Consider the following 17,559-nt stretch of genomic DNA (forward strand, 5'->3'; position numbering starts at 1 on the left):
CCTCTCTGGCCTGTTTTGCGACCTTTACTGAAACACCAAGCCAAAAATTTCTGCTTAGCTTTCAACCAGTTTTCCGCGAAGCGTTCACAGTTTTGGCCGATTGTTACACGGTGAAAATTGACTCTTTCCTTACCAGCATCAAACTGAATGGTATCCACCGGGCGAAAGCGCCGCTTTTCCAACAAAATAGGTCTCCCCATGCTGAACCCCTATCTCGACATTCACCCCGATGTCCAAACCGCACTCAATGAAGGGCGACCAGTCGTTGCGCTGGAGTCCACCATCATTTCCCATGGCATGCCCTACCCGGAGAACGTACAAACCGCCCTTCGTGTCGAACAGGCTGTGCGTGAAAACGGTGCGGTACCTGCCACTATTGCCATTTTGAAAGGGCGATTGAAAGTGGGGCTTAGCCGGGAAGAAATCGCGTATCTGGGTCAACAGGGGCAATCGGCAGTAAAGACCAGTCGCCGTGACATTCCTTTTATTGTTGCAACCCAAGGCGATGGTGCGACGACAGTGGCATCAACCATGATCCTCGCCAACATGGCGGGTATCCGTATTTTCGCAACGGGCGGTATCGGTGGCGTTCACCGGGGCGCTGAAACCAGTTTCGATATTTCCGCAGATCTACAGGAGTTGGCACATACCAAAGTCGCGGTGGTTTGCGCAGGCATAAAGTCGATCCTGGATTTGGGGCTGACACTCGAATACCTTGAAACCCAAGGAGTGCCGGTGGTGGGGTACCAGACATCAACACTTCCTGCCTTTTACAGCCGTGAGAGTGCGTTTGGGGTTGACTACAAACTGGATACGCCAGAACAAATCGCCACCGCCCTTGATGCAAAATGGAAAATGGCCTTGGAAGGCGGCGCTGTGATTGCCAACCCAATTCCTGGCAGTTATTCACTGCCCGCCGGTGATATTGAATATGTCATCCGATCCGCGTTGAAAGAAATGGAGAAAGAAGGGATCACCGGGAAAGCATCTACCCCGTTTTTGCTGGCGAAAGTGGCAGAGATGACAGAAGGCAATAGCCTGAAAGCCAACATTGCACTGATCCTGAACAATGCTGCGCTGGCGGCAAAAATTGCCGTCGCTTACGCCCAATTACAGCGCAGGCGCTAGTTACACCTCTAAACATTTCCCACGCAATAGAAAAACGCCCAGCCGTCAGTTTGGTAAGGTTGGCGGGCGTTTTTGTCTTAATTGAGAGCAATTCTGTCCCAGCAGATAAAAATACACCGTCCGAAATTTTACTTTTTGTTAACACTATCCTACGCAGAAAAGAGAGGCCACATTCGTGTCGCATAAAAATCTCTACGAGTTGTAACGATTCCGAACAAGGAAGCTCAGGATATCATCCAACAAAGGGGAACCAGACATGGGCTCAGTATCCTCAATTCGCAAACCCTACCACATCGGTTTTTACCTCTGTGACAGCTTCACCATGCTTTCCATGGCATCGGCTGTCGAAGTTCTGCGTATGGCGAACCAACTTTCAGGCGAAACCCTGTACCGCTGGTATACCCTGAGCGACGAAGGTACCGCCGTATCTGCCAGTGATTCATTAACCATCAGCGTGGATGAAGCCATTCCCACCCAGTTGCCGCTGGATGCGGTGATCGTGTGCGGTGGTATTGATATCGAAAAACACTGTTCACAAAAGCTGCTCAGTTGGCTGGGTAAGATGGACAAAAAACATTGCACGCTGGGCGCCATTTGCACCGGCAGTTATGCATTGGCAAAAGCCGGTGTAATGCAAAACAAAGCCTGCTCTATTCACTGGGAAAACCTGGCGGGCTTCCAGGAAGCCTTTCCTTACGTCCGTGTCAGCAACAAGCTGTTCTCAATTGATGAGAAACGGCTTACCAGTGCAGGCGGGACAGCACCGATGGATCTGATGCTTACAGTGGTTGCAAAAGAGCACGGCAATAAACTGAGCGCAGCCATTTCTGAAATGTTTATGTGTGAGAGGGTCAGGAACAGTGAAGATGTTCAGAAGATCCCGTTGCGTAACCTGATTGGCAATGCGCAGCCTAAACTGCTTGAAACAGTTGCCTTGATGGAAGCAAACCTGGAAGAGCCCTTCTGCATCGATGAACTGGCAGGCCTGGTGCAGTTGTCGCGCCGCCAACTGGAGCGGCTGTTCCAGCGCCATATCCAGTGCTCACCCTCGCGGTACTATCTCCATCTGCGCCTGAGCCGGGCAAGACAGTTGTTAATCCAAACCACACTTTCAATCATTGAAATATCCATTGCCTGTGGTTTTGTCTCTACGCCGCACTTCTCGAAATGCTACAGGGACTACTTTGGCATTCCGCCCCGGGAAGAGCGTCTTGGTCTTCGTCCTTCCCAGCCAGCTGAGATTAATGAAATTCCAGCGATCCTCGATAGCGGTCAAATTGCCATCTAACAGATCCAGCCTCTTGTTTGCCCGATGCTTATCGGGCAAACGCCTTTCCCCCGTATCTTTCATTTGCTGTTCAATTTTCAACCAACCCTCTCATTTGAACCTGTCCCTGCCGAAGAGTTGGACACCCCCAATGACCCAATAGGAAGCATGGCGCATAAAGTAAGTCCGCATCAGGGCTGCTTATTTTCGCCGGAAACAAAGCGGTGACTGTCCCAGCCTATACAGCCAAGTGCGTGTATTTTTTAACCAAAAAGCCGTTTTACAAGATGTCATTTGTATTAATCCAATGTTACCCAGAGGGTTATCCACCGTTTCTGTGGGTAACTTTCTTTGTGGCGCGTAATATATTGAAGGGGAGGCATCTTTTAAGGCTGTGTGTAACTCATGTGATCTAAGCCAAGGAATTACCGCAGACTTTTCTTTGTCATCTCAATGACATATAGACTGCCCAATTCCACGTGCATGGCAAACGTTTGCGCTATGAGCGTGGTTTTAGTGAACCTTCGTCAGCCATACAGCGCAAAAGCGACCAAACTGTGGGAAACCTCCTATGATTCTTTCCTCCCCGTACTCACTAAACTGGATAGATACAAACTCCCCTTTCTATCAACAAGCACTGTCTCTGCGGTATCAGTTATTTTTTGCCGAGCATGGATTATCAAAACAAATCCTGTTCGATGCGCAAGAACTGCACAGTTCACACTTGGCGGCGATCTGCCAAAACACCCTGGTAGCCTATGGAAGGTTGAGCGAGATTGGGAACAATACAACACAGATATCCCAAATGGTTGTGTGTCCGAAGCACCAGCGGCGAGGACTTGGGTCTGCCATTGTGGGTGGATTAGTGGAGGAAGCGAGAGTGTTGGGCGCAACAAAGATCGTGCTAAACGCGAGAGTAGATGCAATGCCGCTCTATAAAAAGTGCGGCTTTACTCCTGAAGGGGAAATATACCCCTCCCAAACAACGGGAGTGCAACATATAAAAATGGAATTAAATATACCCAAACAACCTGAAGATGCATGATTCAGGTTGTTTGGGTATATAACAAAGGGCTGAATAATCAGCCCTTCGTTTAACGCAACACAACAAATATTAAATTAATTAAGCAACAACTTCTTCTTTGTGCTCAATAGAAGCAGATGATGAAGTTCCACCGTTAATCGCAATTGAACGAGGTTTCATCGCTTCTGGAATCACTTTCAACAGTTTAATAGTCAGCAGACCATTTTCAAGATCTGCACCCGTGACTTCAATATAATCCGCCAGGTTAAACTTACGCTCAAAAGTACGGTTCGCAATGCCTTGGTACAGGTAGTTGCGATCTTCTGCTTTTGCCTTCTCACCACGGATAGTCAGTACACCACGTTCAACATTGATGTTGAGCTCTTCCTGGGTGAAGCCTGCTACCGCAAGGGTAATGGCGTATTTGTTGTCTTCGAGAGACTCGATATTGTACGGAGGGTAACCCGCAGCGGCACTCTCTGCACGAAACGCGTTATCCAGCAATGACGCGAAGCGGTCAAAACCGATGCTGTTACGGTACAGTGGTGTCAAATCGATAGTTTTCATCATATATCCTCCAAAGAAGCGATATTCATTAAATAAACATTGTGATCAGATTGCTCGAATATCGACACAACCCTTACCCCACTATATTTGGTGTTCAGCAAAGTGACTTTCAAGGGGATAAACAAAAAAAATTTAAAGTTCTTTATAAATGACTGATGGAAAAAGAATTATTTCCCACCTTAAAACAGAAGAAACAATTTATTTACAATTAAATGTAAAAGGATCTTATGGGGATGACTTTCGCCATTTCAAGGTGAAGCTACTTTTATATTTATCTTTGATGAAACTTTATCGTCATGGACTGTTTTTTCCGCCTTATTCCCGAAACGGTAAAGGCATGACTCCAGACACAGATTTTGAACCGTATGCTTGGAATCGAGGTTGAGGCAATTGAGTTCTGCGGCACAAAGCTGTCCTTTCATAAACAGGCGGCATAGTGTCTCTTCGCTGATCTCGACCTGTACTTTTTTCATCTCTTCATCCATTTCCGTGGGTTTTGCCAGCGCCTCTTGCCTTAAATCTAAATGATAATTACTCTCACTTCAATTGAGAAACCTTGTCTCCCTGAAATTTACAGTGCAAATCGACGGTATTTGACGCGACAAGTTGAGTGGTATTTGGGGTAGTGAGAAAAGAAAAACCCGCTTGAACAGCGGGTTTCTTTGCCGTGGAACGTGGTGATCATTTGATGGCGGTACAGAAACTCACATCCGCATGATGGGTTTGCGGGTCAAAGCTGTGATAAAGCTCGAAACAAGGTCTGTCATCAGACTCAATCCCCATTTCAATTACCTTGCCCATTAAATCATCCCACGCCTTAGGATATTGGCTAAAGTCGGTGATTTGCTGGCGCATCACCGCATATTCACCACCAGGGAAGTCCTGTAACTCAATCCCCGCAGGTACTTCGGTGTTTTCAGGTACCATCAGGCAAATATCAGTACGGCACTTTTCGTTCGGCGTAATTTCTGGATTGTCGTGATAAATAAAAATGCAGGTGTTACCTGCCAACCCCTTCATGCCTGCCCATTGATAAAGTTTGCCTGCCGGTTCTTCGTAGCCGACGCCATAAGGCCCTGTCACACGAATATACGCGAGTTTAGTGGGTTCAAAGCGTTGCGTTTCCATTGTTCTGCTCCATGTTGAACTGTCAAAGCCAGTATATGGTTCTGACTCCCCCGCTTCGTTTCCAATCTTGCGCAGCGTGTGTCCAATCTTGCTTTTTCGGGTCAATTCAGAAAATTCCTGATAGTTTGAGCAATCCCGGAAAGCTGTCGGGGTGACACCAAAATGCTGTTGAAACGCCTTTGCCAAGCTCTGGGAAGAGGAAAACCCAAAATCCAGCGCAATATTCAGCACTGGCTGTTTGGATTTGAACAGTTCATCAGCCGCAGCCTGCAAGCGCAAACGCCGGATAAAATCCGCCAGTGTTTCCCCTTGCACTGCTTTAAAGGTGCGATGGAAATGATAGGGCGAAAGATTCGCCAGTGCCGCGACCTCTGGCAGGTTCAGTGGCTCGTTGTAGTGCTTTTCCAGATAGCGGATAACCGGTAACAAGCGCTGGTGATAATCAACTTTCATAGCAAACGACACATTAATTCAGACCTCACATAGCCTAGCCCATCGCGATCGCTGTGCAATTCCTATACAGAAAACTTGGGACTTATCCCCTACCCTGCGGCGCCCTCTGTTCAACTCTTCGCCAACACTGCCATGTTGCCAGGCCATTCGTGGCGACAGACGAGACAAGGCTCACCAAACCCGATGAATTTGCTTTGGCGCACAAAGGCTTGGGTTATAGTGGGGTCGATTTTTGTTAAAGACAGTAGATAGCAATGAGTTTTGAGCAACAACTAGATCGCGCCCACCAACTCCTGCTGGAAAAAGGCTTTCTGGCGGGCTCCATCAGCCCAATTATTTACCGCATCGCTCGCAAAGCGGGGCTGAAAGTCCCACCACCACAGTTCTGTGGATTCAGCACTAACGTACTCTTGGGAACAGTGTGGTTTGGCACATTGTGGGGTGTCATTATGTGGTTCATGCAGTGGCAGAGCCTTGGTGTTTCGCTCCTTTACGCCTTCAATGCATCATCCATTACCGGCCTGTTCTTCGGTTTGATGATGGCGAGCTGGTACAAACTTTCAGCCAAGCGCAAAAATCTGCCATCGTGGCACTCCTTTTTGGGCTGACGGTTCAGTCTGGTCTGTTACCTGCGTATACTTCGGGGGAAATGCGGGTGACAGACCAGCTATATCGTAAAACTCGTTTTAACTACTGCTTCGCTTCCATTTCTTCTTTCAGATGGTTCAAACCAGCCTGATACAGACCTGTCACGCCTTTCACTGCCGCTTCATCAGTCAGGTATTCCGGTGGATTACTTTCCGGAAAGCCACGATAAAAATTGCCGCTCCAGGTGACTTCACTGTCATTCGCGCCGTTTGCCACCACAGAAATGGTTGAGCTGTAGTGGGTAACAGGCAGCAGGTCGACGTTTTCTTTGGTAATGCGGTATTGCAGGGTCATCTTCTCCTGATCAATGCTGGTCAGCTCTTCTGTCACCGACGCCTCATCAACATACAGTTTCCTCACCGCGCCCGGTTGGTTGGCTTCGCCCGACACCCGTTCATTTTTGGTGATCCCCGGGATCCAGGCATCTGTCCCATCAAACCCGATCACACGTTTCCACACCTGTTCTGCCGGTGCAGCAATATTGACCTTCTCTGTCACGGACAGCTCTTCCAAACCGTCCAGCGCCAAAGCCGGGATAGACAGTAACATCGCGCCAATCACGGCACCTGAACGAAGTAAGCTTTTCATTGTTGTCATCCTTTCTTTTCGAACATCAATCGGCAAGCGCATGCATTGGAGGCCAGCCATCCATTTCAAACAGCCCTATGAAACTAGCTGAGATGACGGGGTGACAGATGACAGAAACATGGGAAACAACAATGACAAAAGGAGAGTAAAAACACCTTTGCTGTACTGCACAGCAAAGGTGTGGGATCAGTCTTCGAGACCGCGCATTTTTGCGCTGCGCCGACGCAGGTATTCAAGGGTTGTAAGTAGGGCAATCGAAAGCACCACCAGCAAGGTTGCCGCAGCAAGTATGGTGGGGCTGATCTCTTCACGTATCCCAGACCACATTTGTATTGGCAACGTCGTTTGCTCTGGGCCGGCGATAAACAGCACTACCACCACTTCATCGAATGAAGTGATAAACGCAAACAGGGCACCGGAAATTACGCCCGGCGTTACCAGTGGCAAGACGACCTTGAAAAAAGTTTGCACTGGATTGGCACCCAGGCTGGCTGACGCCCGAGTCAGTGAATGGTCAAAACCGCTCAATGTGGCGGTCACCGTGATCACGACAAACGGAATCCCCAACGCAGTATGAGCCAGAATCACCCCGATGTAGGTCTGGGTGAGCTGAAACCGCGAAAAGAAAAAGAACATCGCTGCCGCAGAGATGATCAAAGGCACAATCATGGGTGAAATGAGGATTGCCATCACCACGTCTTTATACGGCATGTAACGGCTGGAAAGACCCAGTGCAGCCACCGTTCCCAGCACGGTTGCCAAAATGGTGGAGGCAATTGCCACAATCACACTGTTTTTCACCGCTTTTTGCCAGGCGTCTGAGGTAAAGAAATCGTCATACCATCGAAGGGAAAATCCCTCTGGGTCAAAACTCAACATTTCAGGTGTGAAAGTAAAGTAGGGCTCAGCGTTAAAACTCAGCGGAATAATCACCAGTAGCGGCCCGATAAGAAACAGGAATATCGCCGCACAGATGACCCGGAAAGCCACGTACCAGACTTTTTCTCCCGTCGTTGCACATTCAGGTAATGCCATTGTGCCTCCCTAGCCCAGTTTCACGTTGTCGACGCCAATCAGGCGGTTGTAAAGCCAGTACAGCAAGATCACGACAATCAGCAGGATCGAGGCAATGGCAGCAGCAAGCCCCCAGTTCAGTGAGGTTTGCATGTGATAAGCGATAAAGTTGGTAATGAATGTACCGGTTTGCCCACCCACCAAAGCAGGGGTGATGTAGTAACCAATGGAAAGGATAAACACCAGAATCGACCCTGCGCCAATGCCCGGCAGGGTTTGCGGGAAGTAAACCCGGGTGAATGCCATAAACTGCGTCGCACCCATCGAGCGGGCGGCACGGACATAGCTTGGGGATATGGTTTTCATTACCGAATAAAGCGGCAGGATCATAAACGGTAGCAGAATATGGGTCATCGCCACCAGGGTTCCTGTCTGGTTGTAAATCATCTGGATGCGGTTGTCGTCATCCAACATGCCCACCCCGACCATCATGTCGTTAAGCACCCCCTGTTGCTGCAGTATCGCAATCCAGGTTGCTGTGCGCACAAGAAGCGAAGTCCAGAAAGGCAGCAAGACGAGGATCATTAACAGGTTGGCTTGCTTGGCAGGCAGGTTCGCTAGCAGATAGGCGACCGGATAACCGAGGAGCAAACACAGGAACGTAATGGATACGCTCATGTAAACGGTTCGCCAGAACAGTGAGTTGTAGATTTGCAGGTATTCGGGCTGGGCAACAATGCTACCGTCTGCATCATATTTCAAATCGACGGCATTCAGGTAATACGACAAGGTGTATGGTGACGATTCACGCTGGATCAACGCCCAGACACTGGGATCCATCCAACGCTTGTCGACTTTTGCCATCTGTTCTTTAAACGGAGCTTCTGTGATGCGTTTTGATTTGCGCGCTGATTTCATGATCAGTGAGCGCATACCCGATTTGGCATAGTTCAACCGGGAAGCAACCTTACCGATGTTTCGCGCCTCTGCGCCTGTGCGCAAATCAACCACCAAAGCCGCGTAGACTTCTTCATCCGGCAGCCCTTCCCCATTCCAGCTTTCCAGTGCGGATTTGGTATTGGGCAAATACGTGGAGACTTCCGGGTTTTCAACGCTGCGCTGCAGCATGTCGACAATTGGCAGGACAAACGCGACCAACAAGAAGATCAACAACGGCGCAACCAGAAGGAATGCTTTGATTTTATTGCGACGGATTGAGCGCTGCTGACTGACCCGCAGCGAAACGCCATCTGCGGTTTTGATTTCGTTAGCCGGACTTCCTTGCACCAAACTCTCCTACTCTACGTCTTAAGCTTTGCTTGAATTGCTTGGCGGGATGCGCCGAAGGCACAGCCCGCCATCGGTGTCAATTTACTGTGCCAACCACGCATTGAAACGTTGTGCCAGCTCGTCACCGTTATCCGCCCAGAACTCATCGTCTTTCGGGATCGCAGTGGCGAAGTTAGGCCCATAGGTCGGCATGTGTGGCTTCATATCGATACCGGTATCAGCATGGGTTGTTACCATACCAGCCGAAGAGTTACGCGCAGGGCCGTAAGAGATATACTTGGCCTGATCAGCAAGACGCTGTGGGTCAGTAGCAAAGCGCAGGTAGTCTTTCACTTTCGCCATTTTGCCTTTTGGCACAACCCAACCATCAAGCTCAAACACCTGACCATCCCAAATGATATCGAAAGGTTGGTCTTCGTTTACGGCAGCATTGAAAATTCGGCCGTTGTACGCAGAGGCAAAAGCCACCTCTTTATCCGCCAGCAATTGTGGCGGCTGCGCACCTTCTTCCCACCAAATGACAGAGTCTTTGATGGTATCGAGTTTTTTGAACGCACGCTGCACACCTTCTTCCGTGCCAAGCACGTTGTAAACTTCCGACGCAGGCACACCATCGGCGATCAGTGCCCATTCCAGATTATTGATGGGTTTTTTCTGCAATGAACGCTTGCCCGGGAAGTTCTTCAGGTCAAAAACATCCTGAATTTTGGTGGGTGCCTTATCGAACATCTCTTTGTTGTACGCCACAATGTTGGAGTACACGATGGAAGGAACAAAGCACTCGCTGAGAGAACCCGCAAGGAAATCTTTGGTTGCTGGGGTGCCATCCGGTGCCGGTGCCAGCAGGGCATCATGGTCCAGTGGCTCCGCCAAACCTTCATCACAGGCCACGATGGCGTCGGAAGGCAGAATATCAACCAGATCCCAGGTCACATTGCCTGATTCCACCTGGGCACGCAGGCCAGACAAACCATTCTGGGACTTGTCGATATTGACCACTTTCACGCCGGTTTTTTCTGTCCACGGTTCATGGTATGCCTTGGTCTGACTCGCCGTGTAGGCACCGCCCCAAGAAACGACATTGAGCGAGTCCTCTGCGGCTGCAGATGTCGCGATGCCGGTTAATCCGCTCAGGATTGCTACCTGTAACGCCAGTTTTTTCATCGTGTTTCTCCTCAAGTCTTTCGTCTGTTTCTTCACGTCTGAGCATGAGAGGAATCGAGTTCTACACCGTTAAGCGGCAGCAGAAAAACCGCGTTCCTTCACTTACCCAATCTCACATGCACTGCCACTTTTCAGAGCGACAGCGCTGCAATGCGTTGTGTTTTGTTGTCAGGATGCGTCTAACGCACGGCAGTCTTCTTCAGACCAACCGATGCGAATCGTGTCACCACGTTGAAGGTTGGGATGTCCTTCGGCATTAGGTGTTTTGATAATGAATTCATCACTTTCACAAACCGACACACGGGTACGGAGGTGGTCGCCGAGATAAATCACCTCTTCAACCCGGGCATCAAAAATATTGGGAAGGCCACCCTGTTCAGGGTTGATAACAATGCGTTCTGGGCGAAGGGACAAAGTGGAGCGTTCCCCTTCTTTGCCAACAGCAACCGGCTTGGCGGTAATGATGTCGCCATTGGGGATCTGGACGCGGCAGGCGTGTTCATCCACTGCGATAACATCACCCCGCAAGCGGTTGTTTTCACAAATAAACTGCGCAACAAACGCGTTAACCGGACGCTCATAAAGCTCTTCCGGCGTCGCCAACTGCTGCACAACGCCATCATTGAATACCGCAATGCGATCAGACATGGTGAGTGCTTCAGACTGGTCGTGGGTCACGTAAATCATGGTGACACCGAGATCTTCCTGAATGTGTTTGATCTCGTATTGCATCTCTTCACGCAGGTTTTTATCCAATGCACCGAGCGGTTCATCCATTAAAACCAGTCCAGGCTCAAAAACCAGCGCGCGGGCAACAGCCACACGTTGCTGCTGGCCACCGGAGAGGTGTGCAGGACGTCGGTGACCGAATTCAGACAAGCGCACCATGTCCAACGCACGCTTTACTTTCTTTTCGATTTCCGACTTGGACATTTTGCGGACTTGCAGCGGAAAGGCGAGGTTTTCCGCCACCGTCATATGAGGGAATAAGGCGTAATTCTGGAATACCAAACCGATACCCCGTTTGTGGGGTGGCAGCTTTTTGATGGGGTTACCGTTAAGGTAGATTTCGCCATGGGTCGGCTGCTCAAAACCGGCCATCATCATCAAGACAGTAGACTTGCCGGAACCAGAAGGCCCAAGCAGGGTGATAAACTCCCCTTGGTCGATATCCATTTCAAATCCTTTGACGACCAAGGTTCTGCCATCATAGCTTTTCTGCACATTGTCGAATTTTACGAATGGCATTCCCGTTGCTTCCTTGCTACCGCTGCTTTGCATATATCAGGCATTCCTTACACCACTAAACAGTTAGAGCGTATAACACATTTTTAACATCAGCCAAAACGCATCCCCTTGAGTGGGATACCGATCAATGCAGGTATGGACAAACGTGCAAAATTTCATTTCGCCCAAAAGTGGTGAAATGCCATCGTTCTCACGATTATCAGATGTGGGCGGTTTACCCCTAGAACATGTTTGCTATCGTGGACAGTGACAACCCGCATCCGTTATTGAAGGAGACATTGCAGATGCAAACGCGCTACTTACCCCTGGCTTTTCTGGCTGTATCACCTTTTGTTTCCGCGCAAGAGTGTGGCGATGTCACCATCGCTGACATGAACTGGAATTCCGCGACCCTGATGGCGCATGTAGACCAGTTTATTCTGCAAAATGGCTATGGATGTAACGCCGAACTGGTGCCCGGGGACACCATGCCGACCGGCGTATCAATGACGGAAAAGGGCGAGCCTGATATCGCGCCGGAGTTCTGGAGTAACTCCCACAAAGAGATGCTGCAAAAAGGCGTGGACGAGAAAAAACTTCGCTTTGCCGGTAAAGCCTTTACGGAGGGTGGTGAAGAGGGTTTCTGGGTGCCTAAATACATGGTGGATAAAAACCCCGATCTTGCCACTATCGAAGGTATCAAAGCCAACGCCAAGCTCTTTCCCCACCCGGAAGATGACAGCAAAGCCGCATTTATGAGCTGCCCTGCCGGTTGGACATGCCAAATCACCGCTGGTCATTTGTTTGATGCGCTCGGGTTAGAAGAAGCCGGTTTTGAACAGGTTGACCCGGGCTCAGGTGCTGCTCTGGCTGGGTCAATTGCCCGCGCATACGACCGCGAGCAACCCTGGTTTGGTTACTACTGGTCACCCACACCGGTTTTAGGTCGCTATGAAATGGTAAAAGTAGACTTTGGTGTTCCTGCCGACCCCGAGCATTATGAAAGCTGCATCACGCAGGCGGACTGCCTGACACCGAAAGTAACGGCCTACCCACCTTCTGCCGTAAACACTATCACGACGGAGAAGTTTGCTGAGCAATCACCTGAAGCGTATGCCTACATCCAAAACCGCAGCTACTCCAATGCTGACATGAGCGCCATGATGGCGTGGATGGAAGAGAATCAGGCTGATGGCGAAATCGCCGCCTTTGAATTTTTGCAATCCTACCCTCAGGTCTGGACAACATGGGTACCGGAAGAAGTGGCTGAGAAAATAAAATCAGCGCTTTGACCCGACAAGCGCACCAGAGAAGAAGGAAGGCATGCCCTTCCTTTTTTATTCGCCCACGAAGCATTTACACCTGTCCAGCTCTCCATCCGCTCTAAAATTAACCGCAAGTTATTGATTGTCCCAACAAAGAAACACTGCATAGATTTCACATGCATATACTTTCACGCAGATACCTGAAGTTAAAGTTGGTTGCATGTTTAAGCCCCTCCATCTTTCGCCCTGCCCTTCTCTTTTTAAGCAGACTATGGGCGATTGGTTATGCTTTTTGTGTTGTCTAGATAGCACACGAAGCCCTTTCAGTTTCAAGAATCACCAGACCCGCCACGGCGGTACCTTAGAAAACAAGCGCATGGAGAATCGCATATGAATAGATGGGTCTTAGGGATGATCGTGATTGCTGTGCTCGCTTTTGGCACAGTGATTGGGTTTAACCTTTTCGTAAACAAAAAAATCGATACCGCACTCGCCAACTTGCCGGAACCGGTTTATCCCGTCACGGTAGAGAAACTCACCCCAACCGTTTGGCCGCAAAGTATCAGGGCCATTGGTTTTATTGAACCCCATCAAGGCGTAAGCGTTTCCAATGAAGTGGCAGGTATTGTCACTGCTATCAACTTCGAAAACGGCCAAACCGTTACCGATGGCACCATTTTGGTGAGCCTCGATTCTTCCGTGCAGCAAGCCCAACTCAAAGCCGAACAGGTGCAACTGCCATCCGTGCGCGACGATTACAACCGCCTGCGTAAACTCTATGAAGAACGTTCGGTTTCGCAACAAAGTGTTGAGTCAGCCCAGTCTAAGTACGAGTCTTTACAGGCCAACATTGAAAGCTTGCAAGCCACCATTGCCCAGCGTGAGATCAAAGCACCGTTTGACGGCCTTCTGGGTATTCGCAACGTCAACCTCGGCCAGTATGTTTCAGCCGGTACAGACATTGTCCGCCTTGAAGATCTGTCAGTCATGCGCGTGCGCTTCAGTATCCCCCAGTCACAATTGGGTGCCATCAGCATCGGCCAGCCGATTACCCTTACCGTGGAAGCCTATCCTGGCCGTGTTTATAACGGAAAAATCAACGCCATCGAACCGGTTATCAATGCGCAGACCGGCTTGGTAAACGTGCAGGCAGAACTGCCAAATGAAGACAAATCGCTGCGCGGCGGTATGTTCTCTGAAGTGTCAGTCGCCCTCAGTAATCTGGACGACCAGTTTGTCGTACCGCAAACCTCCATTGTTTTCGCGCTCTACGGCAACTCCGTCTTTGTGCTGGAGAAGAAAGACAATGAAACAAGGGTGCGTCAGGTTACCGTCGACGTCGTACAGCGTGATGGTGCCAATGCTCTGGTCAACGGCAAATTGAAGTTTGACGACGAAGTGATCACCACCGGCATCCTTAACCTGAGCAACAACTCCAAAGTAAACGTTGTGCCGAACCCTATCTCCTTGCCAGACAAACTGCCGCAGCTGTAAGGAGCCGGGTATGAAATTTACAGATATATTTATTCACCGCCCGGTGATGGCGGCTTCGCTCAGTGTCCTGCTTTTGTTGCTTGGCCTGAATGCGATGAAAGATTTGCAGGTGCGCCAGTATCCTGAAATGACCAACACCGTTATCACGGTATCAACGCCCTATCCCGGCGCGGATGCCGAGTTGGTGGAAGGTTTTATTACCCAGCCACTTGAGCAGGCACTTTCGCAGGTGGATAACCTCGATTTCATGACATCAGCCAGCCAGTTGGGTACCTCAAAAATCACCCTTAACATGCTACTCAACACCAACCCGGAAGAAGCGCTGGCGAACGTGTTGTCGCAGATAAACTCGGTTTCCAACCAGTTGCCAAAAGAGGCGTACAACCCCTCTGTCACCTCCTCTACCGGTTCGACTACCTCCATCATGTACATTTCGTTTTTCAGTGGGGAGCTGAACTCCAGCCAGATAGCGGACTATCTGGAACGGGTCGTCAATCCGCAACTGTCGACGGTAAATGGGGTATCCAATATCCAGATGATGGGGGGGGCACCGTTTGCGCTGCGTATCTGGCCGGATCCGGAAAAGCTGGGGCAATACGACCTTTCTACCTCTGATCTTGTCGGCGTTTTGCAGCAAAACAACTATCAGTCGGCGGTAGGCCAGTTCAACAGCTATTTCACGGTATTGAACAGCACCATTGATAGCCAGGTAGACACAGTCGAAGGGCTGAAAAACCTGGTGATCAAAAGCTACAAAGGTCAGGTCGTGCAACTTCGCGATGTCGCTGAAGTCAACATGAGTAAAAGCAGCGACAATACCCGTGCACTCGCAAACGGGCGTGAAGCCGTCATCATCGGTATCAACGCCACACCGACCGCTAACCCACTGACAGTGGCGGAAGGTATCCGCGACAAGTTTGTGTCGGTCAAAAACAACCTGCCCAATACCATTGATGCAGACGTGCTATACGACTCCACCCTGGCAATCACCGACTCCATTGACGAAGTGGTCAAAACCATTGCTGAAGCCGCGATCATCGTTATCGTGGTTATCCTACTTTTCCTCGGCTCGTTCCGCGCTGTCGTGATCCCGATTGTCACCATTCCCCTGTCACTGATTGGCGTCATGGCGGTCATGCAGGCGTTTGGCTTTACCCTCAACCTGATGACGCTGCTGGCAATGGTGCTGGCAATCGGTCTGGTGGTGGACGATGCCATCGTGGTGGTGGAAAACGTAGACCGCCATATCAAGATGGGCACGAAACCCTTTAAGGCGACAATTGAAGCCACAAGGGAGATTGCCGTGCCGGTGATCTCCATGACCATCACGCTGGCGGCGGTTTACGCCCCAATTGCCCTGATGGGTGGCGTGACCGGCTCCCTGTTTAAAGAGTTCGCGCTCACGTTGGCCGGCTCAGTGTTTATCTCAGGGTTTATCGCACTGACGCTCTCACCCATGATGTGTTCGAAAATGCTCAAGCCACATACCACCCCATCCAAATTTGAGGCGACGGTTGAACATGTATTGGGTGGGTTGACCAAGCGCTATCACCATGCCCTTCTTGCGGTACTCAACCACAAGAAAACCGTGGTGGCATTTGCCCTGATTGTGCTGGCGTCGCTTCCGGTTATCTTCAGCTTTATTCCTTCCCAGCTTGCGCCGGATGAAGATCAGGGTGTGGTCGTGGTTATTGGCAGTACGCCTTCCACCTCCAACAACGATTACATTCAGGCCAACATGGAACTGATTTCAGAGATCATTTCCAAGCAACCACAAGCAGAGGCTTCGCTGGCAATGATTGGCGTTCCTACCAGCAGTCAGGGCATAGCCATTGGGCCACTCATTCCCTGGAGTGAGCGGGCGCTGAGCCAAAAAGAAGTGTCTGCCAACGTCAACAAAGCAGCGAAACAACTGCCGGGCATCAATGCAACGGCATACCAGATGCCTTCTTTGCCCGGCGCATCCGGTGGCCTGCCCATCCAGTTCGTTATTACCAGCCCGGCGGATTTTGAAACCCTCTACAACGTCGGCAACAAGATACTGGAGAAAGCCAAAACCAGCCCACTGTTTGTATATACCGACGTAAACCTCAAGTACGACTCCGGTCTGGTGCAGTTGAAGATTAACCGTGAGGCTGCAGGTGCCTATGGTGTCACCATGCAGGCCATTGGCTCGACACTCGGCACCATGATGAGCGGCGGCTATATCAACCGCGTGAACATTGATGGACGCTCGTATGAGGTTATTCCGCAGGTTGACCGCGTTTACCGCGCCAATCCACACCTTATCAGCCAGTTCTATGTCACTGCGCAAAATGGCGCTGCTGTTCCGCTATCCAGTTTGGTCAGTTATGAGGTGAACGGACAGGCGAAGTCACTGCCGCACTACAACCAGATGAACTCGATTTCAGTGGAAGCAGTGCCGGCACCGAATGTCGCCATGGGCGATGCCATCGCCTTTTTCGAACAGCTGGCGAAAACCGATCTGCCACAGGGCTACACCTACGCCTTTATGGGTGAAGCGCGCCAGTTTGTGGAAGAAGGCAGCTCGCTTTACCTGACCTTCGCACTGGCTTTGGCGATTATCTTCCTGGTTCTTGCCAGCCAGTTTGAAAGTGTGCGTGACCCACTGGTTATTATGTTCACTGTGCCTCTCGCGATAAGTGGTGCGTTAATTTCGCTCGGCTGGACGCATGTCTCCGGTGAAACCTCGCTCAACATATACTCGCAGGTCGGGCTGATCACCTTGGTTGGGCTAATCACCAAGCACGGCATTTTGATGTGTGAGGTGGCCAAAGAAGAGCAGGTGTTCAAAGGTGTGTCGAAAGTGGATGCGATTGTGGAAGCAGCAACCGTGCGTCTGCGCCCCATCCTGATGACTACCTCCGCGATGATCGCAGGCCTCATCCCGCTGCTGTTTGCGACCGGCGCCGGTGCAGCGTCACGCTACAACATCGGTCTGGTTATCGTTGCTGGTCTTGGCGTAGGTACCCTGTTCACCCTGTTCGTGTTGCCGGTACTCTACACCTATATCTCAGGTGGTCACCGTTACCATGAAGGCATGGAAGGCGACGATGGCGAACCGGAAGCGGTGAAACCACTCACTGACGAGCCGCCACAACCGGCAAGTTAGTCGGTAAAAGAAAGGCGAATGAAAGACAAAAGGCAGGGACGTCCCTAATGCCAGTCAGTTAAGCTGACTGGCTTTCTTTTTATTGGGGTATTTCTTTGCCTTAGGCTTCACGGCTCTCGGGTATATTCGATCTTCTCGCTTAATGGGCAACACATGATGTATCGCCTCC

The 17,559-nt window shown here is 50.3% G+C and carries 15 protein-coding genes; 8 read left to right on the forward strand and 7 right to left on the reverse strand.

The features are described 5' to 3' along the window. Positions 1 to 198: 198 nt before the first annotated feature. From KU854_RS21745 to KU854_RS21755, 3 genes are all read left to right on the forward strand, one after another. Positions 199 to 1,128 carry a pseudouridine-5'-phosphate glycosidase gene (locus KU854_RS21745; RefSeq protein WP_218360420.1) on the forward strand — a complete coding sequence of 310 codons (930 nt, stop codon included), beginning with the start codon at positions 199 to 201 and terminating at the stop codon, positions 1,126 to 1,128. A gap of 256 nt (positions 1,129 to 1,384) precedes the next feature. Then, complete coding sequence (gene gbdR / locus KU854_RS21750) at positions 1,385 to 2,416, forward strand: choline metabolism transcriptional regulator GbdR (RefSeq protein WP_218360421.1); 1,032 nt, start codon at positions 1,385 to 1,387, stop codon at positions 2,414 to 2,416. Positions 2,417 to 2,966: 550 nt separating this feature from the next. Further along, positions 2,967 to 3,440 (forward strand): GNAT family N-acetyltransferase, encoded by a 474-nt coding sequence (locus KU854_RS21755; protein ID WP_218360422.1) that lies wholly within the window; start codon positions 2,967 to 2,969, stop codon positions 3,438 to 3,440. A gap of 78 nt (positions 3,441 to 3,518) precedes the next feature. Here KU854_RS21755 and KU854_RS21760 read toward each other — a convergent pair whose 3' ends face one another. Beyond that, positions 3,519 to 3,986 carry an Hsp20 family protein gene (locus tag KU854_RS21760; protein WP_218360434.1) on the reverse strand — a complete coding sequence of 156 codons (468 nt, stop codon included), beginning with the start codon at positions 3,984 to 3,986 and terminating at the stop codon, positions 3,519 to 3,521. Positions 3,987 to 4,134: 148 nt separating this feature from the next. Between KU854_RS21760 and KU854_RS21765 the strand changes: the two genes are divergently transcribed. After that, positions 4,135 to 4,371, forward strand: coding sequence for a hypothetical protein (locus KU854_RS21765; protein WP_218360423.1), 237 nt, complete (start codon positions 4,135 to 4,137; stop codon positions 4,369 to 4,371). A gap of 296 nt (positions 4,372 to 4,667) precedes the next feature. Here KU854_RS21765 and KU854_RS21770 read toward each other — a convergent pair whose 3' ends face one another. After that, the gene (locus tag KU854_RS21770) at positions 4,668 to 5,567 is read right to left on the reverse strand and encodes an AraC family transcriptional regulator (protein WP_218360424.1); all 900 of its coding nucleotides are present in this window, start codon (positions 5,565 to 5,567) and stop codon (positions 4,668 to 4,670) included. A gap of 254 nt (positions 5,568 to 5,821) precedes the next feature. Here KU854_RS21770 and KU854_RS21775 point away from each other — a divergent pair, with 254 nt between their 5' ends. After that, positions 5,822 to 6,175 carry a DUF6404 family protein gene (locus tag KU854_RS21775; RefSeq protein WP_054780087.1) on the forward strand — a complete coding sequence of 118 codons (354 nt, stop codon included), beginning with the start codon at positions 5,822 to 5,824 and terminating at the stop codon, positions 6,173 to 6,175. Positions 6,176 to 6,257: 82 nt separating this feature from the next. On the opposite strand, the gene KU854_RS21780 is transcribed toward KU854_RS21775, so the two are convergent. The 5 genes from KU854_RS21780 to KU854_RS21800 all read right to left on the reverse strand — a co-directional run bounded on the left by KU854_RS21780 (position 6,258) and on the right by KU854_RS21800 (position 11,552). Further along, a complete protein-coding gene (locus tag KU854_RS21780) occupies positions 6,258 to 6,803 on the reverse strand; it encodes an SRPBCC family protein (protein ID WP_218360425.1) in 546 nt (181 codons plus the stop codon). 186 nt (positions 6,804 to 6,989) lie between these two features. After that, positions 6,990 to 7,838: an ABC transporter permease gene (locus KU854_RS21785; RefSeq protein WP_218360426.1), complete on the reverse strand. Its 849-nt coding sequence runs from the start codon at positions 7,836 to 7,838 to the stop codon at positions 6,990 to 6,992. Positions 7,839 to 7,847: 9 nt separating this feature from the next. Then, on the reverse strand, positions 7,848 to 9,104 hold the full coding sequence (locus KU854_RS21790) for an ABC transporter permease (protein ID WP_218360427.1): 1,257 nt from the start codon (positions 9,102 to 9,104) through the stop codon (positions 7,848 to 7,850). 84 nt (positions 9,105 to 9,188) lie between these two features. Then, on the reverse strand, positions 9,189 to 10,271 hold the full coding sequence (locus KU854_RS21795) for an ABC transporter substrate-binding protein (RefSeq protein WP_218360428.1): 1,083 nt from the start codon (positions 10,269 to 10,271) through the stop codon (positions 9,189 to 9,191). A 168-nt stretch (positions 10,272 to 10,439) separates the two neighbouring features. Beyond that, positions 10,440 to 11,552 (reverse strand): ABC transporter ATP-binding protein, encoded by a 1,113-nt coding sequence (locus tag KU854_RS21800; protein WP_218360429.1) that lies wholly within the window; start codon positions 11,550 to 11,552, stop codon positions 10,440 to 10,442. 251 nt (positions 11,553 to 11,803) lie between these two features. On the opposite strand from KU854_RS21800, the gene KU854_RS21805 reads away from it, so the two are divergent. From KU854_RS21805 to KU854_RS21815, 3 genes are all read left to right on the forward strand, one after another. Then, positions 11,804 to 12,790: an ABC transporter substrate-binding protein gene (locus KU854_RS21805; protein WP_218360430.1), complete on the forward strand. Its 987-nt coding sequence runs from the start codon at positions 11,804 to 11,806 to the stop codon at positions 12,788 to 12,790. 363 nt (positions 12,791 to 13,153) lie between these two features. Beyond that, entirely contained in the window at positions 13,154 to 14,257 is a 1,104-nt protein-coding gene (locus tag KU854_RS21810; RefSeq protein ID WP_218360431.1) for an efflux RND transporter periplasmic adaptor subunit, read from the forward strand. Positions 14,258 to 14,267: 10 nt separating this feature from the next. Next, positions 14,268 to 17,390, forward strand: coding sequence for an efflux RND transporter permease subunit (locus KU854_RS21815; protein ID WP_218360432.1), 3,123 nt, complete (start codon positions 14,268 to 14,270; stop codon positions 17,388 to 17,390). Positions 17,391 to 17,559: the final 169 nt, after the last annotated feature.

This window comes from Enterovibrio paralichthyis (genome assembly GCF_019209835.1).
GTDB lineage: Bacteria > Pseudomonadota > Gammaproteobacteria > Enterobacterales > Vibrionaceae > Enterovibrio > Enterovibrio paralichthyis.

Bases quoted from the DNA above. Each gene is read 5' to 3' on its own strand.
- KU854_RS21775 (WP_054780087.1), top strand. From the start codon at position 5,822: ATGAGTTTTGAGCAACAACTAGATCGCGCCCACCAACTCCTGCTGGAA.
- KU854_RS21805 (WP_218360430.1), top strand. From the start codon at position 11,804: ATGCAAACGCGCTACTTACCCCTGGCTTTTCTGGCTGTATCACCTTTT.
- KU854_RS21795 (WP_218360428.1), bottom strand. From the start codon at position 10,271: ATGAAAAAACTGGCGTTACAGGTAGCAATCCTGAGCGGATTAACCGGC.
- KU854_RS21745 (WP_218360420.1), top strand. From the start codon at position 199: ATGCTGAACCCCTATCTCGACATTCACCCCGATGTCCAAACCGCACTC.
- KU854_RS21765 (WP_218360423.1), top strand. From the start codon at position 4,135: ATGACTGATGGAAAAAGAATTATTTCCCACCTTAAAACAGAAGAAACA.
- KU854_RS21780 (WP_218360425.1), bottom strand. From the start codon at position 6,803: ATGAAAAGCTTACTTCGTTCAGGTGCCGTGATTGGCGCGATGTTACTG.
- KU854_RS21810 (WP_218360431.1), top strand. From the start codon at position 13,154: ATGAATAGATGGGTCTTAGGGATGATCGTGATTGCTGTGCTCGCTTTT.
- KU854_RS21755 (WP_218360422.1), top strand. From the start codon at position 2,967: ATGATTCTTTCCTCCCCGTACTCACTAAACTGGATAGATACAAACTCC.
- KU854_RS21760 (WP_218360434.1), bottom strand. From the start codon at position 3,986: ATGAAAACTATCGATTTGACACCACTGTACCGTAACAGCATCGGTTTT.
- KU854_RS21800 (WP_218360429.1), bottom strand. From the start codon at position 11,552: ATGCAAAGCAGCGGTAGCAAGGAAGCAACGGGAATGCCATTCGTAAAA.
- gbdR (WP_218360421.1), top strand. From the start codon at position 1,385: ATGGGCTCAGTATCCTCAATTCGCAAACCCTACCACATCGGTTTTTAC.
- KU854_RS21770 (WP_218360424.1), bottom strand. From the start codon at position 5,567: ATGAAAGTTGATTATCACCAGCGCTTGTTACCGGTTATCCGCTATCTG.
- KU854_RS21815 (WP_218360432.1), top strand. From the start codon at position 14,268: ATGAAATTTACAGATATATTTATTCACCGCCCGGTGATGGCGGCTTCG.
- KU854_RS21785 (WP_218360426.1), bottom strand. From the start codon at position 7,838: ATGGCATTACCTGAATGTGCAACGACGGGAGAAAAAGTCTGGTACGTG.